General features: G+C 39.6%; 21 protein-coding genes. 18 read left to right on the top strand and 3 right to left on the bottom strand.

Features of this window, described 5'->3' with window-relative positions; translation table 11 throughout:
* Positions 1 to 339 precede the first annotated feature (339 nt).
* The 6 genes from NSP_RS26165 to NSP_RS00985 all read left to right on the top strand — a co-directional run bounded on the left by NSP_RS26165 (position 340) and on the right by NSP_RS00985 (position 4,938).
* Positions 340 to 513 carry a hypothetical protein gene (locus NSP_RS26165; protein ID WP_006195413.1) on the top strand — a complete coding sequence of 58 codons (174 nt, stop codon included), beginning with the start codon at positions 340 to 342 and terminating at the stop codon, positions 511 to 513.
* A complete protein-coding gene (locus NSP_RS01000) occupies positions 510 to 2,579 on the top strand; it encodes an AAA family ATPase (RefSeq protein ID WP_006195415.1) in 2,070 nt (689 codons plus the stop codon). The genes NSP_RS26165 and NSP_RS01000 overlap by 4 nt, the downstream gene beginning before the upstream one ends.
* Positions 2,580 to 2,692: 113 nt before the next feature.
* The gene (locus NSP_RS26635; RefSeq protein WP_159076562.1) at positions 2,693 to 2,845 is read left to right on the top strand and encodes a hypothetical protein; all 153 of its coding nucleotides are present in this window, start codon (positions 2,693 to 2,695) and stop codon (positions 2,843 to 2,845) included.
* Positions 2,842 to 3,447 carry a Uma2 family endonuclease gene (locus NSP_RS00995; protein ID WP_006195417.1) on the top strand — a complete coding sequence of 202 codons (606 nt, stop codon included), beginning with the start codon at positions 2,842 to 2,844 and terminating at the stop codon, positions 3,445 to 3,447. The genes NSP_RS26635 and NSP_RS00995 overlap by 4 nt, the downstream gene beginning before the upstream one ends.
* A gap of 52 nt (positions 3,448 to 3,499) precedes the next feature.
* The gene (locus NSP_RS00990) at positions 3,500 to 3,970 is read left to right on the top strand and encodes a DNA phosphorothioation-associated protein 4 (protein ID WP_006195418.1); all 471 of its coding nucleotides are present in this window, start codon (positions 3,500 to 3,502) and stop codon (positions 3,968 to 3,970) included.
* Between the two features lie 26 nt (positions 3,971 to 3,996).
* Positions 3,997 to 4,938 (top strand): HNH endonuclease, encoded by a 942-nt coding sequence (locus NSP_RS00985; RefSeq protein WP_006195419.1) that lies wholly within the window; start codon positions 3,997 to 3,999, stop codon positions 4,936 to 4,938.
* On the opposite strand, the gene NSP_RS00980 is transcribed toward NSP_RS00985, so the two are convergent.
* Entirely contained in the window at positions 4,939 to 6,537 is a 1,599-nt protein-coding gene (locus tag NSP_RS00980) for a DGQHR domain-containing protein (protein ID WP_006195422.1), read from the bottom strand. It lies immediately after the preceding gene.
* 183 nt (positions 6,538 to 6,720) lie between these two features.
* On the opposite strand from NSP_RS00980, the gene dndC reads away from it, so the two are divergent.
* The 11 genes from dndC to NSP_RS00925 all read left to right on the top strand — a co-directional run bounded on the left by dndC (position 6,721) and on the right by NSP_RS00925 (position 16,763).
* Positions 6,721 to 8,322, top strand: coding sequence for a DNA phosphorothioation system sulfurtransferase DndC (gene dndC / locus NSP_RS00975; protein ID WP_006195423.1), 1,602 nt, complete (start codon positions 6,721 to 6,723; stop codon positions 8,320 to 8,322).
* An 86-nt stretch (positions 8,323 to 8,408) separates the two neighbouring features.
* Entirely contained in the window at positions 8,409 to 10,394 is a 1,986-nt protein-coding gene (dndD, locus tag NSP_RS00970; RefSeq protein WP_006195424.1) for a DNA sulfur modification protein DndD, read from the top strand.
* Positions 10,395 to 10,451: 57 nt separating this feature from the next.
* Complete coding sequence (locus NSP_RS00965; protein ID WP_231859517.1) at positions 10,452 to 10,703, top strand: hypothetical protein; 252 nt, start codon at positions 10,452 to 10,454, stop codon at positions 10,701 to 10,703.
* Positions 10,700 to 11,047 (top strand): type II toxin-antitoxin system PemK/MazF family toxin, encoded by a 348-nt coding sequence (locus NSP_RS00960; protein ID WP_006195428.1) that lies wholly within the window; start codon positions 10,700 to 10,702, stop codon positions 11,045 to 11,047. The genes NSP_RS00965 and NSP_RS00960 overlap by 4 nt, the downstream gene beginning before the upstream one ends.
* A 150-nt stretch (positions 11,048 to 11,197) precedes the next feature.
* A complete protein-coding gene (gene dndE, locus NSP_RS00955) occupies positions 11,198 to 11,605 on the top strand; it encodes a DNA sulfur modification protein DndE (RefSeq protein ID WP_006195429.1) in 408 nt (135 codons plus the stop codon).
* A 26-nt stretch (positions 11,606 to 11,631) separates the two neighbouring features.
* Positions 11,632 to 13,089, top strand: a complete 1,458-nt coding sequence (locus tag NSP_RS00950) for a DNA phosphorothioation-associated putative methyltransferase (RefSeq protein ID WP_006195431.1) — start codon at positions 11,632 to 11,634, stop codon at positions 13,087 to 13,089.
* Positions 13,090 to 13,313: 224 nt separating this feature from the next.
* Positions 13,314 to 14,606: an AmpG family muropeptide MFS transporter gene (locus tag NSP_RS00945; RefSeq protein WP_006195433.1), complete on the top strand. Its 1,293-nt coding sequence runs from the start codon at positions 13,314 to 13,316 to the stop codon at positions 14,604 to 14,606.
* Positions 14,591 to 15,028, top strand: coding sequence for a hypothetical protein (locus NSP_RS00940; RefSeq protein WP_006195435.1), 438 nt, complete (start codon positions 14,591 to 14,593; stop codon positions 15,026 to 15,028). Before NSP_RS00945 ends, NSP_RS00940 begins: the two co-directional genes overlap by 16 nt.
* A gap of 92 nt (positions 15,029 to 15,120) precedes the next feature.
* A complete protein-coding gene (locus tag NSP_RS00935) occupies positions 15,121 to 15,324 on the top strand; it encodes a hypothetical protein (RefSeq protein WP_006195437.1) in 204 nt (67 codons plus the stop codon).
* Between the two features lie 90 nt (positions 15,325 to 15,414).
* Positions 15,415 to 15,825, top strand: coding sequence for a GNAT family N-acetyltransferase (locus tag NSP_RS00930; protein WP_006195440.1), 411 nt, complete (start codon positions 15,415 to 15,417; stop codon positions 15,823 to 15,825).
* Between the two features lie 179 nt (positions 15,826 to 16,004).
* Positions 16,005 to 16,763, top strand: coding sequence for a HEAT repeat domain-containing protein (locus tag NSP_RS00925; protein ID WP_006195441.1), 759 nt, complete (start codon positions 16,005 to 16,007; stop codon positions 16,761 to 16,763).
* Between the two features lie 355 nt (positions 16,764 to 17,118).
* On the opposite strand, the gene NSP_RS00920 is transcribed toward NSP_RS00925, so the two are convergent.
* On the bottom strand, positions 17,119 to 18,219 hold the full coding sequence (locus NSP_RS00920; protein WP_017803715.1) for an RNA-guided endonuclease InsQ/TnpB family protein: 1,101 nt from the start codon (positions 18,217 to 18,219) through the stop codon (positions 17,119 to 17,121).
* A complete protein-coding gene (locus tag NSP_RS00915) occupies positions 18,203 to 18,805 on the bottom strand; it encodes an IS607 family transposase (protein ID WP_006195580.1) in 603 nt (200 codons plus the stop codon). Before NSP_RS00915 ends, NSP_RS00920 begins: the two co-directional genes overlap by 17 nt.
* Positions 18,806 to 18,896: 91 nt before the next feature.
* Between NSP_RS00915 and NSP_RS00910 the strand changes: the two genes are divergently transcribed.
* Positions 18,897 to 19,802: a sodium:solute symporter family transporter gene (locus NSP_RS00910; protein ID WP_006195444.1), complete on the top strand. Its 906-nt coding sequence runs from the start codon at positions 18,897 to 18,899 to the stop codon at positions 19,800 to 19,802.
* The last annotated feature ends 31 nt before the right edge of the window (positions 19,803 to 19,833 follow it).

Genomic DNA, 19,833 nt, shown 5'->3' with positions numbered 1-19,833 from the left:
CGAAGTTAAGAAGGTTTCAGAGAGTTCTTGCGTAAGTCCTACTCTTTAACAAAAATTTTTTTTAAATTTGTAGTAAATAGCAGAAAGTGTGGGAGAATAATATTAAGGTTGATCATAATCGGCTGTACCTTGCTCTAAAAATTTAGCTTATACACGATTATAATGTAAATCCATCTTTAATTTACCACACCCAAAACGCAAAATCAAGCATTCTTTTTGCCGAATAAATTGCAAAAATTCCAGCCAGACCTCAAACCAAGAGTAATAGTAGCTTCACGGATGTAAATGCAGGACTTATAGCAGCTAAAATATAAAGAAAACCTATTGAAAAGCCGCCAAATGCTCCCAGACACAAATATTGAAGATGTGCAGGAACCAATTTCCAGTGCGTCGCCAGAAGTGCGACAGATTATTGAGCGAGTTTGGAAATTGGAAAAAGGCAGACTAGATAAAAAAATCAATAGCCATATTAACGAAGAGATATTAGATATTGTCAAGGAAGAAGTGCAATGAAGCTAACTTCAATTAAGCTGTGCAACTTTCGCTCCTTTTATGGTACAACCCCAGAAATATTCCTCGCCGTGGGAGATACCCTGAACACCACAATTATTCATGGTAATAACGGTTCTGGAAAAACCAGTTTACTCAATGCCTTCACTTGGGTATTATATGAAAAATTTAGTGCCGCTTTCGCCTCCGCCGAACAGTTAGTTAATAAACGTTCCATAGCTGAAGCCCAAAAAGGTCAAGCTGTAGGATGTTGGGTAGAAGTTGGCTGGGAACACGAAGGTAAACGCTATAAAGTTAACCGTTCCTGTCGGGTTTATAAAAATGACAGCGACTTTGAAGCTGGTAAAACAGAATTACGGATGTGGGTAGGTGAAGACGATGGTAGCTGGTACATACCACAACAACAACCAGATGATATTATTAATCAAATTTTACCTGCAAGTTTACATCAATATTTTTTCTTTGACGGTGAACGCATAGAAGAAATCGTGCGTTCTGATAAAAAAGCGGAAATTGCGGAAGCGACTAAGATTTTCTTGGGTGTGGAAGTAATTAACCGTTCTATCCGACATTTAGGAGAAGCGAAAAAAACTTTAGAGAATGAGTTGAAAGCCATTGGTAATGCAGAAACAAAGAAACTGCTAAAACAGCAAGAACAGATAGAACAAGAAAGTGAACGCATCACCAACCGCCAAACAGAAATTAAACAAGAGTTAGAATATCAGCAAACCTTTAAAAAAGAGACAAGTAACCGTTTATTGGAACTTGTTAAAGCCAAAGAAATAGAAGACAGGTGGCAAAATTTAGAATTGCAGAAAGCCGAAAACCAGGAAGCATTCAAAAAAAATAAAGAAGCCCTGAAAAAAATCATTTCCTCACGGGGTTATACAGTGTTACTGGGGGAGACGACATCACAATTTCGGAAAATTGTTGATGATTTAAAACAGCGAGGTGAGTTAACCTCTGGAATTTCGCGGGAATTTGTCAACGAATTATTAAAAACTCAACGCTGTATTTGTGGTGCAGACTTAAGCGCAGGTACTGATAATCATGAAAATGTCCGAACTTGGCTAGATAAAGCTGGTTCTTCAGCCGTAGAAGAAACCGCTATTCGCATGGGTGTTCAAGTCGATGAAATTGATAAACAAGCTGGGGCTTTTTGGGAAGAAGTTGATAGAGAACAAGCCAGAATTAAACAGTTAAGAGAAACTATATCCCAAGTTGAAGGTGAATTAGATAACCTTCAAGACAAACTACGAAAAGATGCAAATGAAGAAATTAGCAGCTTACAAAAACGCTTAGATGAGATTTCCAGCAAAATTGACGAACTAAATCGAGAACAAGGTGCAAACCAGCAGAAAATTATTCAATTAAAAACACAAATTGATGCTTTAGGTAAACAAATATCCAAGCAGAAACTAAATGAAGAACGACAAATTTTAGCACAGCGACGCATTAACGCTACTCAAGATGCAATTGAACGGTTAACCGAAGTTAAAAATCGGCAAGAAAAACAATTTCGTCTGCAACTAGAAAAACGAGTCCAAGAGATATTTAACCAGCTTTCAGTCAAACCATATATTCCCAAAATTAGCGAAAAATATGAATTAACCTTAGTAGAACACACTGCGGGAATAGAAGCACCAGTTGCAGCTTCTACAGGAGAAAATCAAATTCTCAGCTTATCCTTCATTGCCAGCATCATAGATAAAGTGAGAGAGTGGAGTCAAAAGCGCAAAATGATGATGCTTCCCGATAGTAGCACATTTCCTATTGTTATGGATTCCCCCTTTGGCAGCTTAGATGAAATGTCACGGAGACATATAGCGGGGACAATTCCCAAATTAGCTAATCAATTAATTGTCTTAGCCAGTAAAACTCAATGGAGAGGTGAAGTAGAAGAAGAAATGACAGAAAGAATTGGTAAAGAATACGTACTTACCTATTATTCCTCAAAACCAGATTGTGAACAAAATTATATCCAATTAGCAGGACAAAGATACCCCTTAGTCAAGCAAAGTCCCAACGAATTTGAATATACCGAAATCATAGAAATAATTCGTAATTAACAGTTATCAGTTATCAGTTATCAGTTATCAGTCAAAAGAATTGATTGACATTCTTTCCCACTGTACGCTTCTCTATTCTTCTCTGCGCCTCTGCGCCTCAGCGTGAGACAATCATGAACCAATATACCCTAGCAATACTCACCTTTCTTCTCACCTTATCCCACACCCACACCCTCGCCTTTTTTGACACCCAAAACCACTGGGCAAAGGCGCGGAGGGAAGAGGTAGAGTTAAGATGGGTGGTTGTTTTTGAGGTGGGGTTATGATTGCGAGTCGAGAAGGAAGTTATATGTCTCCCCAGGAGTATTTGGAATGGGAGGAGACACAGGAGGTTAAGTATGAATATATCAATGGTGAAGTTTTTGCCATGACTGGGGGGACTATTCCTCATACTACTATTGCTCTTAATTTAGCTGCGGCGTTAAAAGGACATTTACGAGGGGGTAAGTGTCGTGCTTTTATGGCAGATGCAAAGCTGGGTGTATCGGAAAATGGCCCCTTTCATTACCCGGATGTGATGGTGAGTTGTCATCCCAGGGATAAACAAGCTATTAAGTTTATTCAGTATCCTTGTCTGATTGTTGAGGTTCTTTCCCCAGGTACGGAAGCTTACGACAGAGGGGGTAAGTTTACGCAGTATCGTCGGATAGCAACTTTGCAAGAGTATGTGCTGATTGATGCTCAAAAAATGAGTTTGGATTGTTTTCGATTGAATGATAGGGGTTTATGGGAGTTACATCCTTACGCTGAGGGGGATAAGGTTCATTTAACTAGTGTTGATTTTCGCTTTCCTCTGTCTCTGGTTTATGAGGATGTGGAGTTGACGAACCACAGAGGCGCAGAGGACACAGAGAGGAAAGGGGAATAGGCGATCGCATCTAATATTCGGTTAAAATAGTCACAATATAAATATCATTATTATGGCTGCAAACAGAATCAGGGTTGCTAAAGATAAGGCTGAGTTGGTGAAACAGTTATTAGCATCAAAAGACACAACTGGTCCTTTTCAAACTTATGTAGAAGTAATGGTATTTGCCGCAGCTTTGGGAGTCAAACATAAAAAACGTGTTCCTCTAGGCGAATTTACAAAAAGGGAACCTTCGCCAATTCCACAAGAAAATTTTGCCTCTCTAGGACATGACCTCATTATCAACTTATTAGGAATAACTGAAACCAAAGATATACAAATACTTTCTTCTAGAGAAGAAGAGTATGAAGATCAACGTACCCAAATATTTGAAGAGTATGCTAATGGAGGGCTGGAAATTTTACAAAATGAATTACGAGGAGCCGTTGATTATTCAGAACGTCTGTTATTGCTTCTCATTTCCGAAAAAGATGCTCAAGAACAGTCAGACGAAGAATTTGATCTTAGTAAATTTTTAAGTTAATTTATTTCTTCAAATAAAGCTTTAAAATGAAAAATTTAGAACATTATCGGCAAAAATTTTCACAATTAAATGTTAGCGTTAGCCGGAAGCTTGGGAATGCTTTATATAAACCTATATTACTTTTATCTGTAGTTGACTTAATTAGCAGAGGTATTATTAACGATAATAAAATTTATATTTCAGACGAATTAATTAAAACATTTACGAATTACTGGAATGTTATAGGATCTGCGTATCACAAAGGTGGTTTACACTATCCTTTCTACCATCTCAAAAATGAAGGATTTTGGTACTTAGCGTTTACACCTCATTTTAATGGGTTGCGTCCAAAAACGACTAAAAGACTGAAAGAAACTATTGAATATGCCTATTTAGATATTGAATTATTTAACTTCCTCCAAGATGAAACTTCTCGAAAATATTTAATTGATGCACTCGTGGTAGCCTTCTTTTCTGAGAATGAAAGTGATATAGAAGTTATTTTGAAAATCAATGAGACTTTTGATGACCAAACTGTAGAAATAGAAAAATTACTTAAATCTGAAAATGCAGATTATGAGCCAAGATGGCAGTTAAAGCGAGCAGCAATTAGAAATGCTTTTTTCAGGAAAGCTATTGTATATGTTTATGATTCTAGGTGTGCTTTTTGTGGACTGAAAGTAACTAAAGCCATAAATCAAAATATTATTGATGGCGCACACATTAAACCATTTTCCCAGTTTTATGACAACAGAATCCATAATGGAATAGCACTGTGTAAAAATCATCATTGGGCATTTGACCGTGGTTGGTTTACCATAGACGAGCAATACAAAATCATTGTGAGCGAAGATTTGGCAGAAGTTTCTCCCTACGCTAAACCTATGAAAGATTTTCATGGGGAAAAAATACTTCTACCAAATACAGAACAATACTTTCCAGAATTAGAAGCACTTCAATGGCATCGCCAAAATATATTTCAAGCCTAATTACAGCACTGGTGGAAGTCCTACTTGCTTGGGTTCGACAAACTTACCATCAAAACCTATTGTTTTATTTTCTATAGTTCTCGCATCAGCCAAAGCCTTACGCAGTTCAGCGCGTTCCATTTGATCCTGAACTCCACCCAGAATATAAATTAGTAACTTCGCCGCTAATTCCCGTCCAGAAACCTGGACTCGCTTTTTATTGGGGTCATACAAAACGCCATACCATAAAGACTGGGGATACTCCATACCACTTAAACCGCCTTGTTGGTCGAATTTCCGCAACTTTTTAAAGACATTTGCTAGTGTAAAACCTTTTTGAAAAACCAAGATTCCCAAAGCTTGCGCTAAAGCCACTTGTGCAACAGGACGAAAAAGCAGATTTCCTTCTCCCCCATCCTTTTCAAAACTAAAGCGTCGCAAAGTTGGAGTGTCTTCTTCATCCAGCAGCTTATAACTGGGAAGGCTGGCTAAATGATCAAATAAATTGCTAAATTCCGCAATTCCCTCCTCAAGTTCTTCATCCTCTGGACGCATGGGAATTAAGCCTTTTTCCAGAGGTTTCCAGTGAGGGAACTTTTGCCCCAAATATCGCTCACACATATCATGGAGAGCTTGCAGGGTGGTTAAAACAGTAGAATTAGATGCCACTGTTCCACTATTCCAATTAACACGAGGATTGCGCTCTTTTCGTTGTTCCAAAAGCGGATGAGTAACAGCAATTTTTCTCGCCACAATGGAAAACCCATCATCCTCATTTAGCTGTGCTAACTGACCTTTAGTCAATGGTGCAGCCATTAAGTTAACATGAACAAAGATAGACCTTACTCTTCGCCTAGCTTCGGTGCGAGTTTCCCCAGCCGCAACCGCACAGATAAATTCAATTCCTATTTTTTCTTTGGGTAAGCTTTGCAAGTAATCAAGGTCTACTTGGTACTTATCTCTCAAATCATCTAAGGTAATAGAATTATCATCAGCAGTTTTATCTTTTTTATAGCGCTGCAATTTGCGAGTTTTGATTAACTCCATCAACCCTTGTACACTCATGAGTCGGTGCTGACCATCCAAAGCATAAATTGTCACATTTTCTTCAGAAATATTCAGCAGACCAACTTTACCATCTTTATCTAAAGGGGTGAAATCAGTAGTAGATTTTAAAGCTATTCCCTGACTATCCCACTCAGCCGCTTTGGGGTTATCTACCCAAGGTTGATTAATTACTACCAGCACAGGTGGGAATTTATGACTTTTCCGCGCTGCTAAATACTGTACTAGTGGTGCTTGACGTGTCCAGTCAATGGGACGTTGCTGAATTTCATCAATGCTATCTGCGTCAATCTCAATGTTACCAGTGTCTGGATTGTACTTTTTCTCAAGCAAGGGTAAACCAGAGGCGAAGTGAACACGACCAGCCAACCATTCCAAGGTAACAGAACCAACAAAAGCCTCAGTACCGCCCATCTCGGTTTTTTGGACTAAAATCTGGTCTTTCTTCCCCATGAACTTCTCTAGCAGTAAGGCGAGTACCTGTTTATCCTTGTTTTCCCGTTCCAGATACTCTTGAGCGATGTCAGCAGTTTGATCTGATACATTCTTCTTCATATTAATTTTTAAAAAGTAAATGGTGTTAGGATAGTCTAATTGTCTAAAAATTGAGTAATAGTAGTAAGGTTTTTAAAAAAATTTTGCACCGACATAGGTAAATTTTGCCTGTATACCAGCTAATTCCATTCACTGGGATACTAAAAATCAAGTCACACCCATATTTAAAAATATAGAGAGATTATGACTACAGCACAACAACCAGAAAATAAAGTTCCGCAAACACGTACTGTAGCAGAGTTAGTGGACTATATCCAAGTTCTCACCACTGAAATACAAGAATTATATTGTTTAGACGAGATACCTTGGGTTGTGGGGTATTCCGGAGGTAAAGACAGCACGGCGACCTTACAGCTTATCTGGAACGCAATACATGAACTTCCACCAGAAAAACGGATTAAACCAATTCATGTAATTACAACTGATACAGGTGTCGAGAATCCTTATGTTGCTACTTGGGTACGTAATTCATTAGAACAGATGAAAGTAGCGGCTCAAGAGCAAAAAATGCCCATAAAACCGCATTTATTGAAACCAGAGACTAAACAGAGTTACTGGGTAGGTTTGATGGGTAAAGGCTATCCAGCACCACGTCACAAATTCCGTTGGTGTACCGGAAGATTGAAAATTGACCCTTCTAACAACTTCATTCGTGATGTTGTCCGGGCTAGTGGTGAAACAATTGTAGTCTTGGGAACTCGCAAGACGGAAAGTACTAATCGTGCGGCTATTATGGCCAAGCGTGAAATTGGTAGAGTCCGAGAGCGCCTTAGTCCTCATCCTAGTCTGGTTAACTCACTGCTTTATACTCCCATCGAAGATTGGCGTACTGATGAAGTTTGGCTGTATTTGATGCAATGGTCAAATCCTTGGGAATACAGCAACAAAGACTTATTTGCTATGTATCGAGGTGCAACAGCAGATAATGAATGTCCTTTAGTAGTTGATACTTCTACTCCTAGTTGTGGTAGCTCTCGTTTTGGATGCTGGGTCTGTACATTAGTTAATAGTGATAGGTCTATGCAAGCCATGATTCAAAATGATGAAGAGAAAGAATGGTTGCAACCTCTGATTGATATTCGTTTAGAAGAATTAAATATTGACCAAGACCGAAGTAAGCGAGACTTTCGCCGCATCTGGGGAGAAGTTCAACTATTTGAGCGCAACTTGGAAGGGGAAGTTTCTATTGAACCAATACCAGGCCCCTACGTTAAATCTTGGCGAGAACATTTGTTAAGAAAGTTACTAGAAGCACAAACTAAAATCAGGCGTACAGCACCAGAAAATATGCGCGACATTACGCTAATAAGTCCAGAGGAACTTAGCGAAATTCGCCGCATCTGGCTAGAAGAAAAGCACGAATTTGATGATAGTTTACCGCGCATTTATCAAGAAGTGACTGGTGAAGTTTTCAAAGACCCCCGTCCTGGTGCTGGCTACAGTCTACTGGGTAGCGATGAATGGGAAGTGTTAGAGGAAATTTGTGGCGATGATGCTATGCACTTAGAACTGATGTCTAAGCTGTTAGATACAGAACGCCAGTATCGGAAAAAAGGTCGTCGGGTGGGAATATATGACAGTTTAGAGAAATGTTTTGTCACCAGTTCCCATTCTCCAGAGGAAGCGATTAAAAATGCTCATTTGAAACGTGATTTAAAAACAGCCGTTGACCAAGGGGATGTGAAAAAGGTCAAGCAGTTGACTTTGGGCGACGCTGTGGATGAAAGCGACGACGCAAGCGATAAACCGCCAAGTTGGGGAAGTATGAAGTTTAAAAAGAGTTAAGTAAAAATGAATATTGATTATAAAATACCGGGTGAATTCATTCGCCCGGTCTTCTCTCGCCCCGTATCTTAAAAACTCAAAAATAAATGATATTTCTTGAACTCGTATTACAAAACTTTGGCCCTTACTGTGGTCGTCAGGTAATCAACCTTGACCCAAAAATTGATCAGGAAAATTCCTATCCAATTATTCTATTAGGTGGGATGAATGGGGGCGGAAAAACTACCCTGATGGATGCAATTCGCCTAGCATTATATGGACATCGCGCCCAATGTTCTACCCGTGGGAACTTGAGTTATAATGATTTTCTTAACCAATGCGTTAATAGTCACAGTTCACCCACTGAAGATACTCGCATTGAATTAGTTTTTGAACATATTGAAAATGACCAACCAGTAAAATATAGAGTTGTTCGACGCTGGACAAAAAACCCTAAAGATGGTAAAGACCAATTAGGGATTTTAGATGCTCAAGAATGGCTGGATACGGCTTTAGTTAATATTTGGGATGAGTATATCGAAAATCTCTTACCTTTAGGGATTTCTAACTTGTTTCTATTTGATGGTGAACAAGTTAAGGAACTCGCAGAACAAGAAACACCTCCATCGATTGTAGTTGATGCAATTCGCGGACTTTTAGGTTTAGAACTAGCTGAACGTTTAGGCGGTGATTTAGAAATTATCGTCAACCGCAAGCGCAAAGAAATTGCGGATACTCAAGATTTGGCTAATTTAGAAGAAATTGAACATCAACTCAAGTTAGAACAAAAGGAATATCAGGAAGTTGAAGTTCAATTAAAGGAACTGACTGATAATTTAGTAGTAGCAGAAAAGAAGCAGCAAGAAGCTGTGGATAAATTCATCTCTGAAGGTGGTAAAATTGCAGGCGATCGCACTTATTTAGAAAAACAAAAATCTCAAATAGTTGCTGAGTCAGAAAATAGCCGTCAAGCCATGCGCGGATTAGCTGCTGATATTTTACCGTTAGCTTTAATTGAACCTTTGCTAAATCAAGCTTATCTCCAAGGACAAAAGGAATTTCGGACTCAACAAGCTAAGGTAGCATATAATTTATTATTAGAACGAGATCACCGCTTAATTGAATTAATTAAACAATTAACTATTGCTGACCAACAAGTAGAAAAAATTCAAGATTTTATTGACGAAGAAAATAATCTCATTAAGCAAGATACTACAGGGGAAGTTTGGCTATTATCTGATACAGAAACTCTGCATCATTTAGATAATATTATTCATCATTATTTACCCTATACAAAAAATGCTACTCAAAAGCAGCTAGAACTACACCAAACTCAAGAAGAAGAAGTTATTACCCTAGAAAGACAAATTCAAACAGCCGCATCTCCAGAAGATTATCAAAGGCTGGTAGATGAATTGCAAGCAGCCCAAAAAGAAGTTGCAGAAGCCCAAGCAGCTTGTGAAATAGCGAAACAAAATTTGAATGAATTAGACACTCAAATTCGGACTACTAAAAAAACCTTAGAAAAATATACAGAAACTAATATTGACCGCAAATATAATGAACATATTATTACGGCAACGGCTAAAGTTCAAGATACACTCAAACTTTTTCGGGAAAAACTGACTCTCCGCAAACTGAATAAATTAGAAGTTGAAGTTACAGAATGTTTCCGCTACCTGCTGCATAAATCAGATTTAGTGCATCGTGTCGCCATTCATACAGATAGTTTCAGCCTCTCTCTGTATGACTTTAATGGTAAACCAGTTCCCAAACATCGACTTTCAGCCGGCGAAAAGCAACTTTTAGCGATCGCCTTTCTCTGGGGATTAGCGCGAGTCTCTGGACACCGCTTACCTGTAGCCATAGACACGCCTCTGGGGAGATTGGACTCATCCCACCGGGGAAATCTCGTAGAACGGTATTTTCCATCCGCTAGTCATCAAGTAATACTGTTGTCTACTGATACTGAAATTGGTAAACACGAAGTAGAAACACTGAGAAATAATGAGGCGATCGCTCGTGAATATCTCCTCAAATACGACTCCTCCACCCGCCAAACTACAATCATAGAAAATAAATATTTTTGGTAGTAGATGTTGTTTAAAATAATAGATATCTCACTCACAGGTAAAAATCGCTAGTTAATTATGATGTCATCAAATTTACGAGAAATCGAACGTGATTTAAGTGGTTTGTCATTAGAAGAACTAGAATGGCTTTTAGAACGTATCCAAAAACAAATGAAAGAAAAGCAGCAAACATCAGATATATTTATAAATATGAAATATATGCAGGAACAACTAGCTGCAATGGCTATAGATTCAGATATACAAACAGAGATATCCACTATTAATCAGGAATTTTTTGTTACTGAGATGGATGGATTATCACAGCCGTGAGGATCGAAAGAGGGCAAATTTATTTTGTTAATCTTAATCCAGTTATAGGTCGAGAACAGTCAGGGACAAGACCTGTATTAGTTTTATCTGTAGACGCTATTAACCAATTACCTTTGGTAGTGACTGTAGTTGTAGGGACGAAAGGCACAAATATTAAGCGCGATTATCCTACTAATATTAGAGTATCTCCCAGTGACAGTGGATTGCTGATAGAAACTGTATTTTTATGTTTTCAAATTCGCTCTTTAGATCCAAATCGCTTTGCTGCTAAATCAACTGGCAAAATTTCTGATTCTAAGATGCTTGAAGTTGAAGCGGCGGTTCGTTACTGTTTGGGTTTATGACTCAAGTAATAATTAATATAGGAATTATATTTGAGTTTTGAACGGGATTTTTTTAACGTTAGCGGAGCGTGGCGTTAGCCATACCACAGAGACACAGAGATCACAGAGGAAGAGAAAAAAGAGATAGGATCGCTATATTATGGAATTATTATGGAATCTCCAATTGAAAGAATTAAACTTTCTCAAACAGCCAAAGACCAACTTCTTAAACTCAGACGCACTACAAAAATTGACCAATGGAACATTTTATGTCGTTGGGCTTTTTGTCGTTCCCTAGCTGAAGCAACTGCACCCTCACCCGTACTAATTCCCCAAGATAGCAACGTGGAAATGACCTGGCGGGTATTTGGCGGCGAAATGTCTGATATCCTCCTCCTCGCCCTCAAGCAACGCTGTCACAACGACGGCTACCCCATTGATAAAGACAGCCTCGCTAGCCAATTTCGGCTGCACTTGCATCGGGGAATTGGTTATTTAGCGGGTGATCCAAATATCAAGAAAATTGAAGATTTAATCCAACTCGCGCTCAAAGATGGAAAGGATATTAATAACTGTTAACTGTTAACTGTTAACTGATAACTGATATGCCTGAATCTTTAGAAATCGAGCGTCATCGAGCTGCGATCGCTCGTAATGATATATCTCGCCCCGTGCGGTTGGCAATAGAATGGGCTATCCTTCATCAGGAAACCTCATTCTTTGATTACGGCTGCGGCTACGGTGGTGATGTGCAGCGAGTCGGCAATTTAGGCTACACCAGCGCTGGTTGGGACCCTTATTATTTTCCCAATGAATCAATGACCGCCGCCGATGTGGTCAATTTGGGTTATGTCCTCAATGTGATTGAAGACCAAGAGGAACGCCGCCAAAGTCTCATCCATGCTTGGGAACTTACTCAACAGGTTTTAATTGTGGCGGCTCAAGTATTAATTAATGCCCCTAGTAAAGCACAACTAGCTTACAGCGATGGTATTGTGACTCGCCGCAACACCTTTCAGAAGTATTATGAACAACAAGAACTGAAAACCTATATAGATGAAGTTCTCAACGTTGATGCAGTCCCAGTAGCTTTAGGTGTCTATTTTGTTTTTCGTGATGAAGCTGCTAAAGAAAGTTTTAAAGCCATCCGCTTCTTTTCTAGCACTGCTACACCCAGAGTTCGTATCCCCAGTAAGCGCTTTGAGGACTACCAAGAGCAATTACAACCACTGATGGACTTTTTTGCCAAACGGGGCAGATTACCCGTTAAAGGCGAATTAGCGAACCAAACAGAATTACTCAGTGAATTTGGAAACTTCCGCCGGGCTTTTAATGTGGTGTTACAAGCTACCGATGAACCTGAATGGGATGCGATCGCCTATCGTCGTTCTTTAGATATCCAAGTATATCTCGCCCTCAGCCACTTTGATCAACGTCCGTCATGGCAAAAACTAGCCCCAGAGATGCGTCACGATATCAAAGCCTTTTTCGGTAGCTATGAAGAAGCTTGTCAAGTAGCCGACCAAAAACTGTTCAGTTTAGGTGATCCCAAAGTTGTGCAAACAGCTTGTGAAAAAAGCAAAATTGGTAAACACACACGAGGCGCACTATACGTTCATGTTTCAGCACTCCCAGCACTAGATCCTTTATTACGAATTTATGAAAGCTGTGCTAGTCGTACTATTGGGCGTGTCGATGGAGCCACATTAATTAAATACAACATTGAAAAACCGCAAATATCCTATTTGTTTTACCCAGATTTTGACAGTGATCCCCATCCCGCTTTAAAAGCCAGTATCACAATTGACTTAAAAACTTTATACATAACTCACCGTGATTATGCAGAAAGAACGAATCCGCCAATTCTGCACCGCAAGGAAAATTTTGTCACTCCTAACTACCCCCGCTATGAGGAATTTGCTCAACTGACTCAAAAAGAACAGCAATTAGGGCTACTCAAGCAGAAAAGCGAAATTGGGACTCGTGCAGGTTGGGAAAAATGTCTGGCTGCACACGGGGTAGAAATTAACGGTCATCAAATTGAGCAAATTCAGGAAAATTAAGGGATTAGTGCGGCTGTGAAACTTGTTTTTATGATTGGAATGGATAAACGAACCGCAAAGGACACAAAGGACACTAAGTCAAGAGGGTTTCAGAGATTTCTTGCGTAAGTCCTAACTGTATCTCAGTAGAAAAAACCTGAGCAAATTTATATGTTTGCGTAGAATGTCACAGCAGCTATGGCAAGATAACTGCAATTCACAAGATTTAGAGGAACCTGCACAACATGAAACCAGTGCGATCGCTGTTGACAGTTTTCGGTAGCCGTAAAATGGCGGCTTTGACATTAATCGGTTTTTCCTCCGGTTTACCATTGTTCTTAACCAGTAGAACCCTGCAAGCTTGGATGACTGTCGAAGGGGTGGATTTAACCGCTATTGGTTTATTTAGCCTTGTGGGTCTACCCTACTCGTTGAAATTTATCTGGTCGCCTTTAATAGACAGGTTTACAGTACCAATTTTGGGGAGGCGACGCGGCTGGTTAATAACACTGCAAATTGGGTTATTGATTGCGATCGCCCTCATGGCTTTCCAACAACCCAAGCAAGCACTACAATTATTAGCGATTAACGCAGTAGCGATCGCCTTTTTAAGTGCCAGTCAAGACATTGCGGCTGATGCCTACCGCACCGACGTTCTCGAAGAATTAGAATTAGGAGCCGGTGCTGCTGTTTTCGTCTTAGGTTATCGCATAGCACTGTTATTCACCGGATCTTTAGCATTAATCCTTGCCGATAATTTACCTTGGCCATCAGTCTACTTATTCATGGCTTTGGGCATGGTAATTGGGATTATTGCCACCTTATTTGCCCCAGAACCCAAAGAAACCAGCCCCCCTGAATCTTTAGCGGCGGCGGTAATTTTACCCTTTGGGGAATTTTTCCAGCGTCAGGGTGTAGTTCAAGCCATTTTAATGCTGGTATTCATCGTCCTGTATAAATTGGGCGATTCCTTTGTCAACAATATGTCTACACCCTTTCTGTTGCAAACTGGATTCACCCAAACCGATATCGGGGCTATTCAAGGTGGTATGGGGTTAATTGCTACCATCGTTGGTACGCTCTCAGGTGGCGTGATTTTGAGTAAAATTGGTCTGAATCGCTCACTTTGGCTATTTGGGGCTTTGCAAGCAGTCAGTAATTTAGCTTATTATGCTCTAGCCAACGTAGGTCAAAACTACCCGGCTCTAGTATTAACAATCAACATCGAAAACTTTTGTGGTGGGTTGGGAACAGCAGCCTTTGTGGCCTTTTTGATGAATATGTGTAATCAGCGCTTTTCTGCCACCCAATATGCTTTATTATCCAGTTTTATGGCTGTCAGTCGTGATATTCTCGTTGCGCCAGCTGGCACTATAGCAAAAAGCACAGGTTGGCCATTATTTTTCATTATTAGTATAGTCGCTGCTATCCCAGGACTACTGCTGTTACCATTGTTTGCCCCTTGGAACCCTAAACCAGTGGCAATATCCAGACCAGGACTTGAGGAAGACGATGAGGATTTATGGGGAACCAAGTAGTTATTATTGTCGGCACATTTATTCTCTTAATCACCGGCTTGTTACTCGGCTATGTTCTCTCACAGTTGGTTTTAGGATTTCTAGAGTTTAACCTCCTAACTCTCTTCGGTACATTCAGCCTATTTTTGATTTTTGGTACACTCTATTACGTTTTATTTTGGCAGCTACGCAGAGAACAATTGCAGGTAGAACCAGAACAAAGACCAGAGCCGGTACAGGAACCAATCAACGAGCAAATTACCGAGCAAATCACCGAGCAAATAGCCGATAACCATCTCAAAAACAAACTAATTGCCAAGTTAGGAGGTGATGTTGCCGCAGCCGAGCGCTTAATTGAGCAGGCAAAGCTCAACTATCCGGGAATGGCAGAAATTTGGTATTGCGAAAGAGTAATTGATGATTTGGAACGCGATCAACGTTAACCATGCCCAAAAACCGCTAAAATAAGTCAAGAAAAGTTCACAAATCTTCAGCTAGATTTTTAAACAAAATCCTAGCCGATTTCAATTAAACTATGACTATCATTCGTCAATACATTGCCCCATTGCTGGCAGTGTTGGTATTCTCCTTAGCCCTTGTGGCAGTCAGCGCTCGGATTTTTTTACCTTCTGATATGGCAGCACCCGCACCCATTGAAGATAATGGCGAGATAGGACAATGGGGAAATGGGGACTCAGAATTATTTGCCTTTTTTGCACAACCTCCACTGCTCTCATAAAAATGGAACCTGAGTTTGTCTGAGCAACTGCTACCGAGTTACTATCTTCGTTGCGGTTCAACGCTAGAGCGATCGCTGCTAGTCAAGTTCATGCAGCAAACTTACCAGGAGCTATTTCCGCAGCAAAATTTTGCCCACTTAGCCCGAACCGTTGAGCAATATTTCTCCCAGGACACGCCTTTGTGGTGGGTAGATTTTTTGGGTGAGGGAGATTCTCCCCCATCTCCTATTGCTTGTCTGTGGGTAGGAAATGCCATAGATCAAGTGCAGGGCGATCGCCATGCTCACATTTTTCTGCTCTACGTCGTCCCAGAACATCGGCGGCGGGGTGTGGGTAAAGCTTTGATGCAGTATGTGGAAAATTGGGCAATTCAAAGAGGCGATCGCCAAATCGGCTTGCAAGTTTTTCAATCTAACTCAGCCGCCTTAAATCTTTACAATCACTTAGGTTATCAAACCCAATCCCTATGGATGCTCAAATCACTCCATAGCCATAAATAAGCTGATATAGATGTACAATATTTGATATCTATGAAGTTTTGACCAATAGTTTCTTAATGGTACAAGCCCCCAGATTTATCTGTGGAATCAATCCAAAATCCAAAATCCAAAATCTAAAATTGTTTGACTTATTAGCACGGGGGGTTCAATGAAATCCTACTCGCGCATTTAAATGAAATATGTACGACGAAGAAGACCTAAGCTTACTTGATGCCGAGGTGGAACTAGAAAGCCCCCTGGATAAAATAGAGCCGCTAACTGCTGAATCTGAAGTGGCAAAACCCGATCCAGAAGTGATGCTAGCGCTTTTGGAAAATCATCAACCCCAGCAACGGATGCTAGCGGCTCGTGCTTTTTGCGATATTGAAGATAAACGAGCTACACCCCATTTAATTCGCCTATTAACTGATACTTGTCCCTTAGTAAGAGTTAGTGCAGCCTATGGGATTGGACGCAATCCCAGTCCAGAAGCAGTGGAACCGTTAATCACTCAACTCCACAAAGACTGGAATGGCTATGTACGTAAAGGTGTAGTGTGGGCTTTAGGAAACTGTCGCGATCGCCGTTCTTTAGCCCCCCTAGCAGATGCCTTAAAAACTGATATTTCCGCAGTGCGCCTATGGTCTGCCAGTTCTTTAGCCCAAATGGCAGACGTGGGTTATGAAGCCGTTGTGGGAGCCATCCCGTCCCTAATTGAAGCGTTAGTTCAAGATCGAGTGGCAGCTGTACGGAGTAACTGCGCTTGGACAATTGGGCAATTGTGCCGAGAATTGCCATCTAACATAGTTTATGCTACAGCCATCGATGCGCTGATTCAAGCCTTTGCCGAAGACCAAGATTTAGGAGTCCGGGAAGACGCTAAAGCCTCACTATTAGGCGTAGGTGATCCTCGTGGTTTGCAGTTGATTGAAACCCTAGAACAAGAGGGATGGTTTTAATACATAGCCCAGAGAAACTCACAAAAATTTCCGAGGTAAAACCCTAAAAATGAGAATCATTTAGCCACATTAGCTACAATAATAACTCTAAAAGTTCCTCAAGCTCAAAAATACGATAAAACACGCTTATTAGGGGTTAAAATGTGGAGGGTGCGTTAAGTACAGCTATAACGCATCATTTTTTTTATGTAGATTAAGTGGCTGCTTATCTTAACTAACCGTTACATAAAACTTACTCAAACTTACCTATTTAGACTTTTCTATAATAGATAACTTGTACTAGATGGGGTTTGAAGTTTACTTTCTGCTTCATCCTGGTAATGTCGGCATTATCCAGTCCACAGACTAACACTGTCTAACTGACAGCTTTTGACAAATCAATTTTTGATAAATTGATAGCTGCGTTTAAATCTCTATCACACTCAAAACCGCAATTTTCACATTGAAAAACTCTTTCGTTAAGTGTGAGATTTTCTTTTTTAGTTCCGCAATTAGAACAAGTTTTAGAACTGGGATACCATCTATCAACCACGACAAGTTCAGAACTATACAATTCACACTTGTAGGTTAGTTGACGACGAAACTCATGAAATCCCATATCGGAGATTGCTTTTGCTAATTTCCTGTTTGCCAACATTCCAGATACGTTTAAATCTTCGATTACCACTTTGCCGTGGTTCTTGGCTAATAAAGTAGTAAGTTTGTGTAATGTATCTTTACGAATGTTGGCAATCTTCAGATGCAATTTAGCAATTTTTAGTTGTGCTTTTCTCCAATTGTTTGAATTGATAACTTTATTTCTGTTTAACCATTGCAACCTGCTTAATTTAGATTCATATTTTTTGTAAGACTTTGCACCTTCTATAATTTCACCTGTTGATAGAGTAGCTAAATTTTTTACACCTAAGTCTACTCCCACAACTTTGAGGTTTTTATTATCTTGTTTTTCTACATCAAATCTAAAACTAATAAACCATCTATTAGCCTTACGACTAATGGTTACTGATTTAATTTCTTTTTGAGGTAGTCTTTCATAAGTTTGGAGAACTCCTATCTTCGGTACTTGTATTTTATTTGACTCTAAATTTTTGACACTACCCTCTAAGGTAAAGCTATCATGTTTACCCTTTCTCTTAAATTTAGGCACTCCTGATATTTTTTTAAAGCACCTATCCCATGCTGTTTTTAAAGCTCGTAGAGCTTCTTGTGGTGCTGATTTTGAACATTCGTAATACCAGGGATTTTCACTTTTTACTAATGCTACTAACCATTTATGTAAATCAATAGCAGTAGGAAATTTTATTTTGGAATTAGGATTTAACTTATTGTGATCTAATATCTGTTTGGTAAGAGCTAATCCCCAATTCCAAGCATGACGAGCAACACCACAATGTTGAAGTAGTTGGGTACGCTGATGGTTATTGATTTTTAACTCAGTTTTAAAGCCGAACAGCAACTTCTTTCAACTCCTCTATAATTTTCTTGTTTTTGTGACTTCTAGATCCATACAGTCTGGCACTAAAAACTGTAATTATTTCTAAAACATCTTGAGCTAAGTCTTCTTCAAAAGTTGAGTCTTCAGTTCTATTGATAATTACTATTTCTGTTCCAAAATGTTCACACAAACTAAAAATTAATTCACTACCAAATCTCAATAGTCTATCTTTATGGGTTAAAACAAGACGTTCAAGTTTACTATCAACAATTAATCGGATTAATCTCTTTAATCCTTTTTTGCTGTAGTTTAAGCCTGAACCTAAGTCTTCTATAATTTCAAATTGCCAACCATTTTGAGCGCAAAATAATTCAACAACTTGCTTTTGTCTTTCTAGGTCTTCTTTTTGGTCATGGCTAGAAACTCGACAGTAACCAATGGTGTAAGATAAATCAGGCTTGATTCCTAACAATTGAGCTAAATCATATCTTCTATGACCACTAGCTGTTCTTTCGGGAATTAATTTACCTTCTGTTTCCCATCTTCTGAGTGTGGAAACACTTACACCTTTTAACTTTGCTGCTTCAGATATAGATAACTTACTCATATAACTACTATAGCATAGCATTTAAGTAGTTATGAGTAAGTATGGATAAATATTTCTAATCAGTTCCCAACCCCTACTAACTCAATTTTCTATGGCTAATCAACTGTTGATCGCAGCTGCTTTTATCGGATTTCTTGGTTTTATTGTCCTGATTGGCATATACTCTGCAACCTACAGGCAAAACACCACTGCTGATTACATACTAGCAAGCCGATGTGTGAGTCCTTGGCTGACAGCCCTATCAGCCATGTCCACGGGTCAAAGTGGCTTGTTATTTCTAGGTCAGGTTGGTTTCGCCTATAAAATAGGAATTTCTTCCATTTGGCTAGTAATTGGTTGGGCAATTGGAGATTACTTAGCTTGGTTGTTTTTTTTCAAAAAGCTCAGACAAATTTCCGAAGAAACCGCTTCTGATACAGTCTCTGCCTTTCTATCTCAAAATTTTTCTGGTGCTCGCTGGATTTCTATTATTTCATCTGTCATTATTATCGCTTTCTTGGGTTCCTATGCCGCATCACAACTAATAGCCGGAGGTAAAGCACTTAGTGTGGTATTTGGATGGGACTATTATCTGGGAATTATCCTGGGGGCGATCATCGTCATGATTTACTGTTTTTCTGGAGGTGTCCGCGCTGAAATCTGGACAGATGCAGCACAAGGAATAGTCATGATTGGTTCGTTGTTGTTGCTATTAACAGTTGCAATTGCTAACTGTGGTGGTCTCGGAGAATTGTGGACAAAACTTGCCCTAATTGATACACAACTAGTTAACTTCAGCCCCAAAAATCTCCCTTTAGGCTTTTTACCTTTTTTAATTGGTTGGATAGTTGCTGGGTTTGGTGTAGTTGGTCAACCACACATATTAATACGGGCTATGGCGATCGACTCACCAAAAAGCATCAACCAGGCTCTTAACATCAAAACAGCTTGTGGTCTGATTAACTCTTTTTCTGCAATTGGCATAGGCTTGACCGAAAAACGAGACGCAAGCCCCTGACTTTAGGCATGGGGAGAAGGCGGTAAGAACT

Source organism: Nodularia spumigena CCY9414, assembly GCF_000340565.2.
GTDB classification, from domain to species: domain Bacteria; phylum Cyanobacteriota; class Cyanobacteriia; order Cyanobacteriales; family Nostocaceae; genus Nodularia; species Nodularia spumigena.
This window is presented reverse-complemented; position numbering and strand designations above follow the sequence as displayed.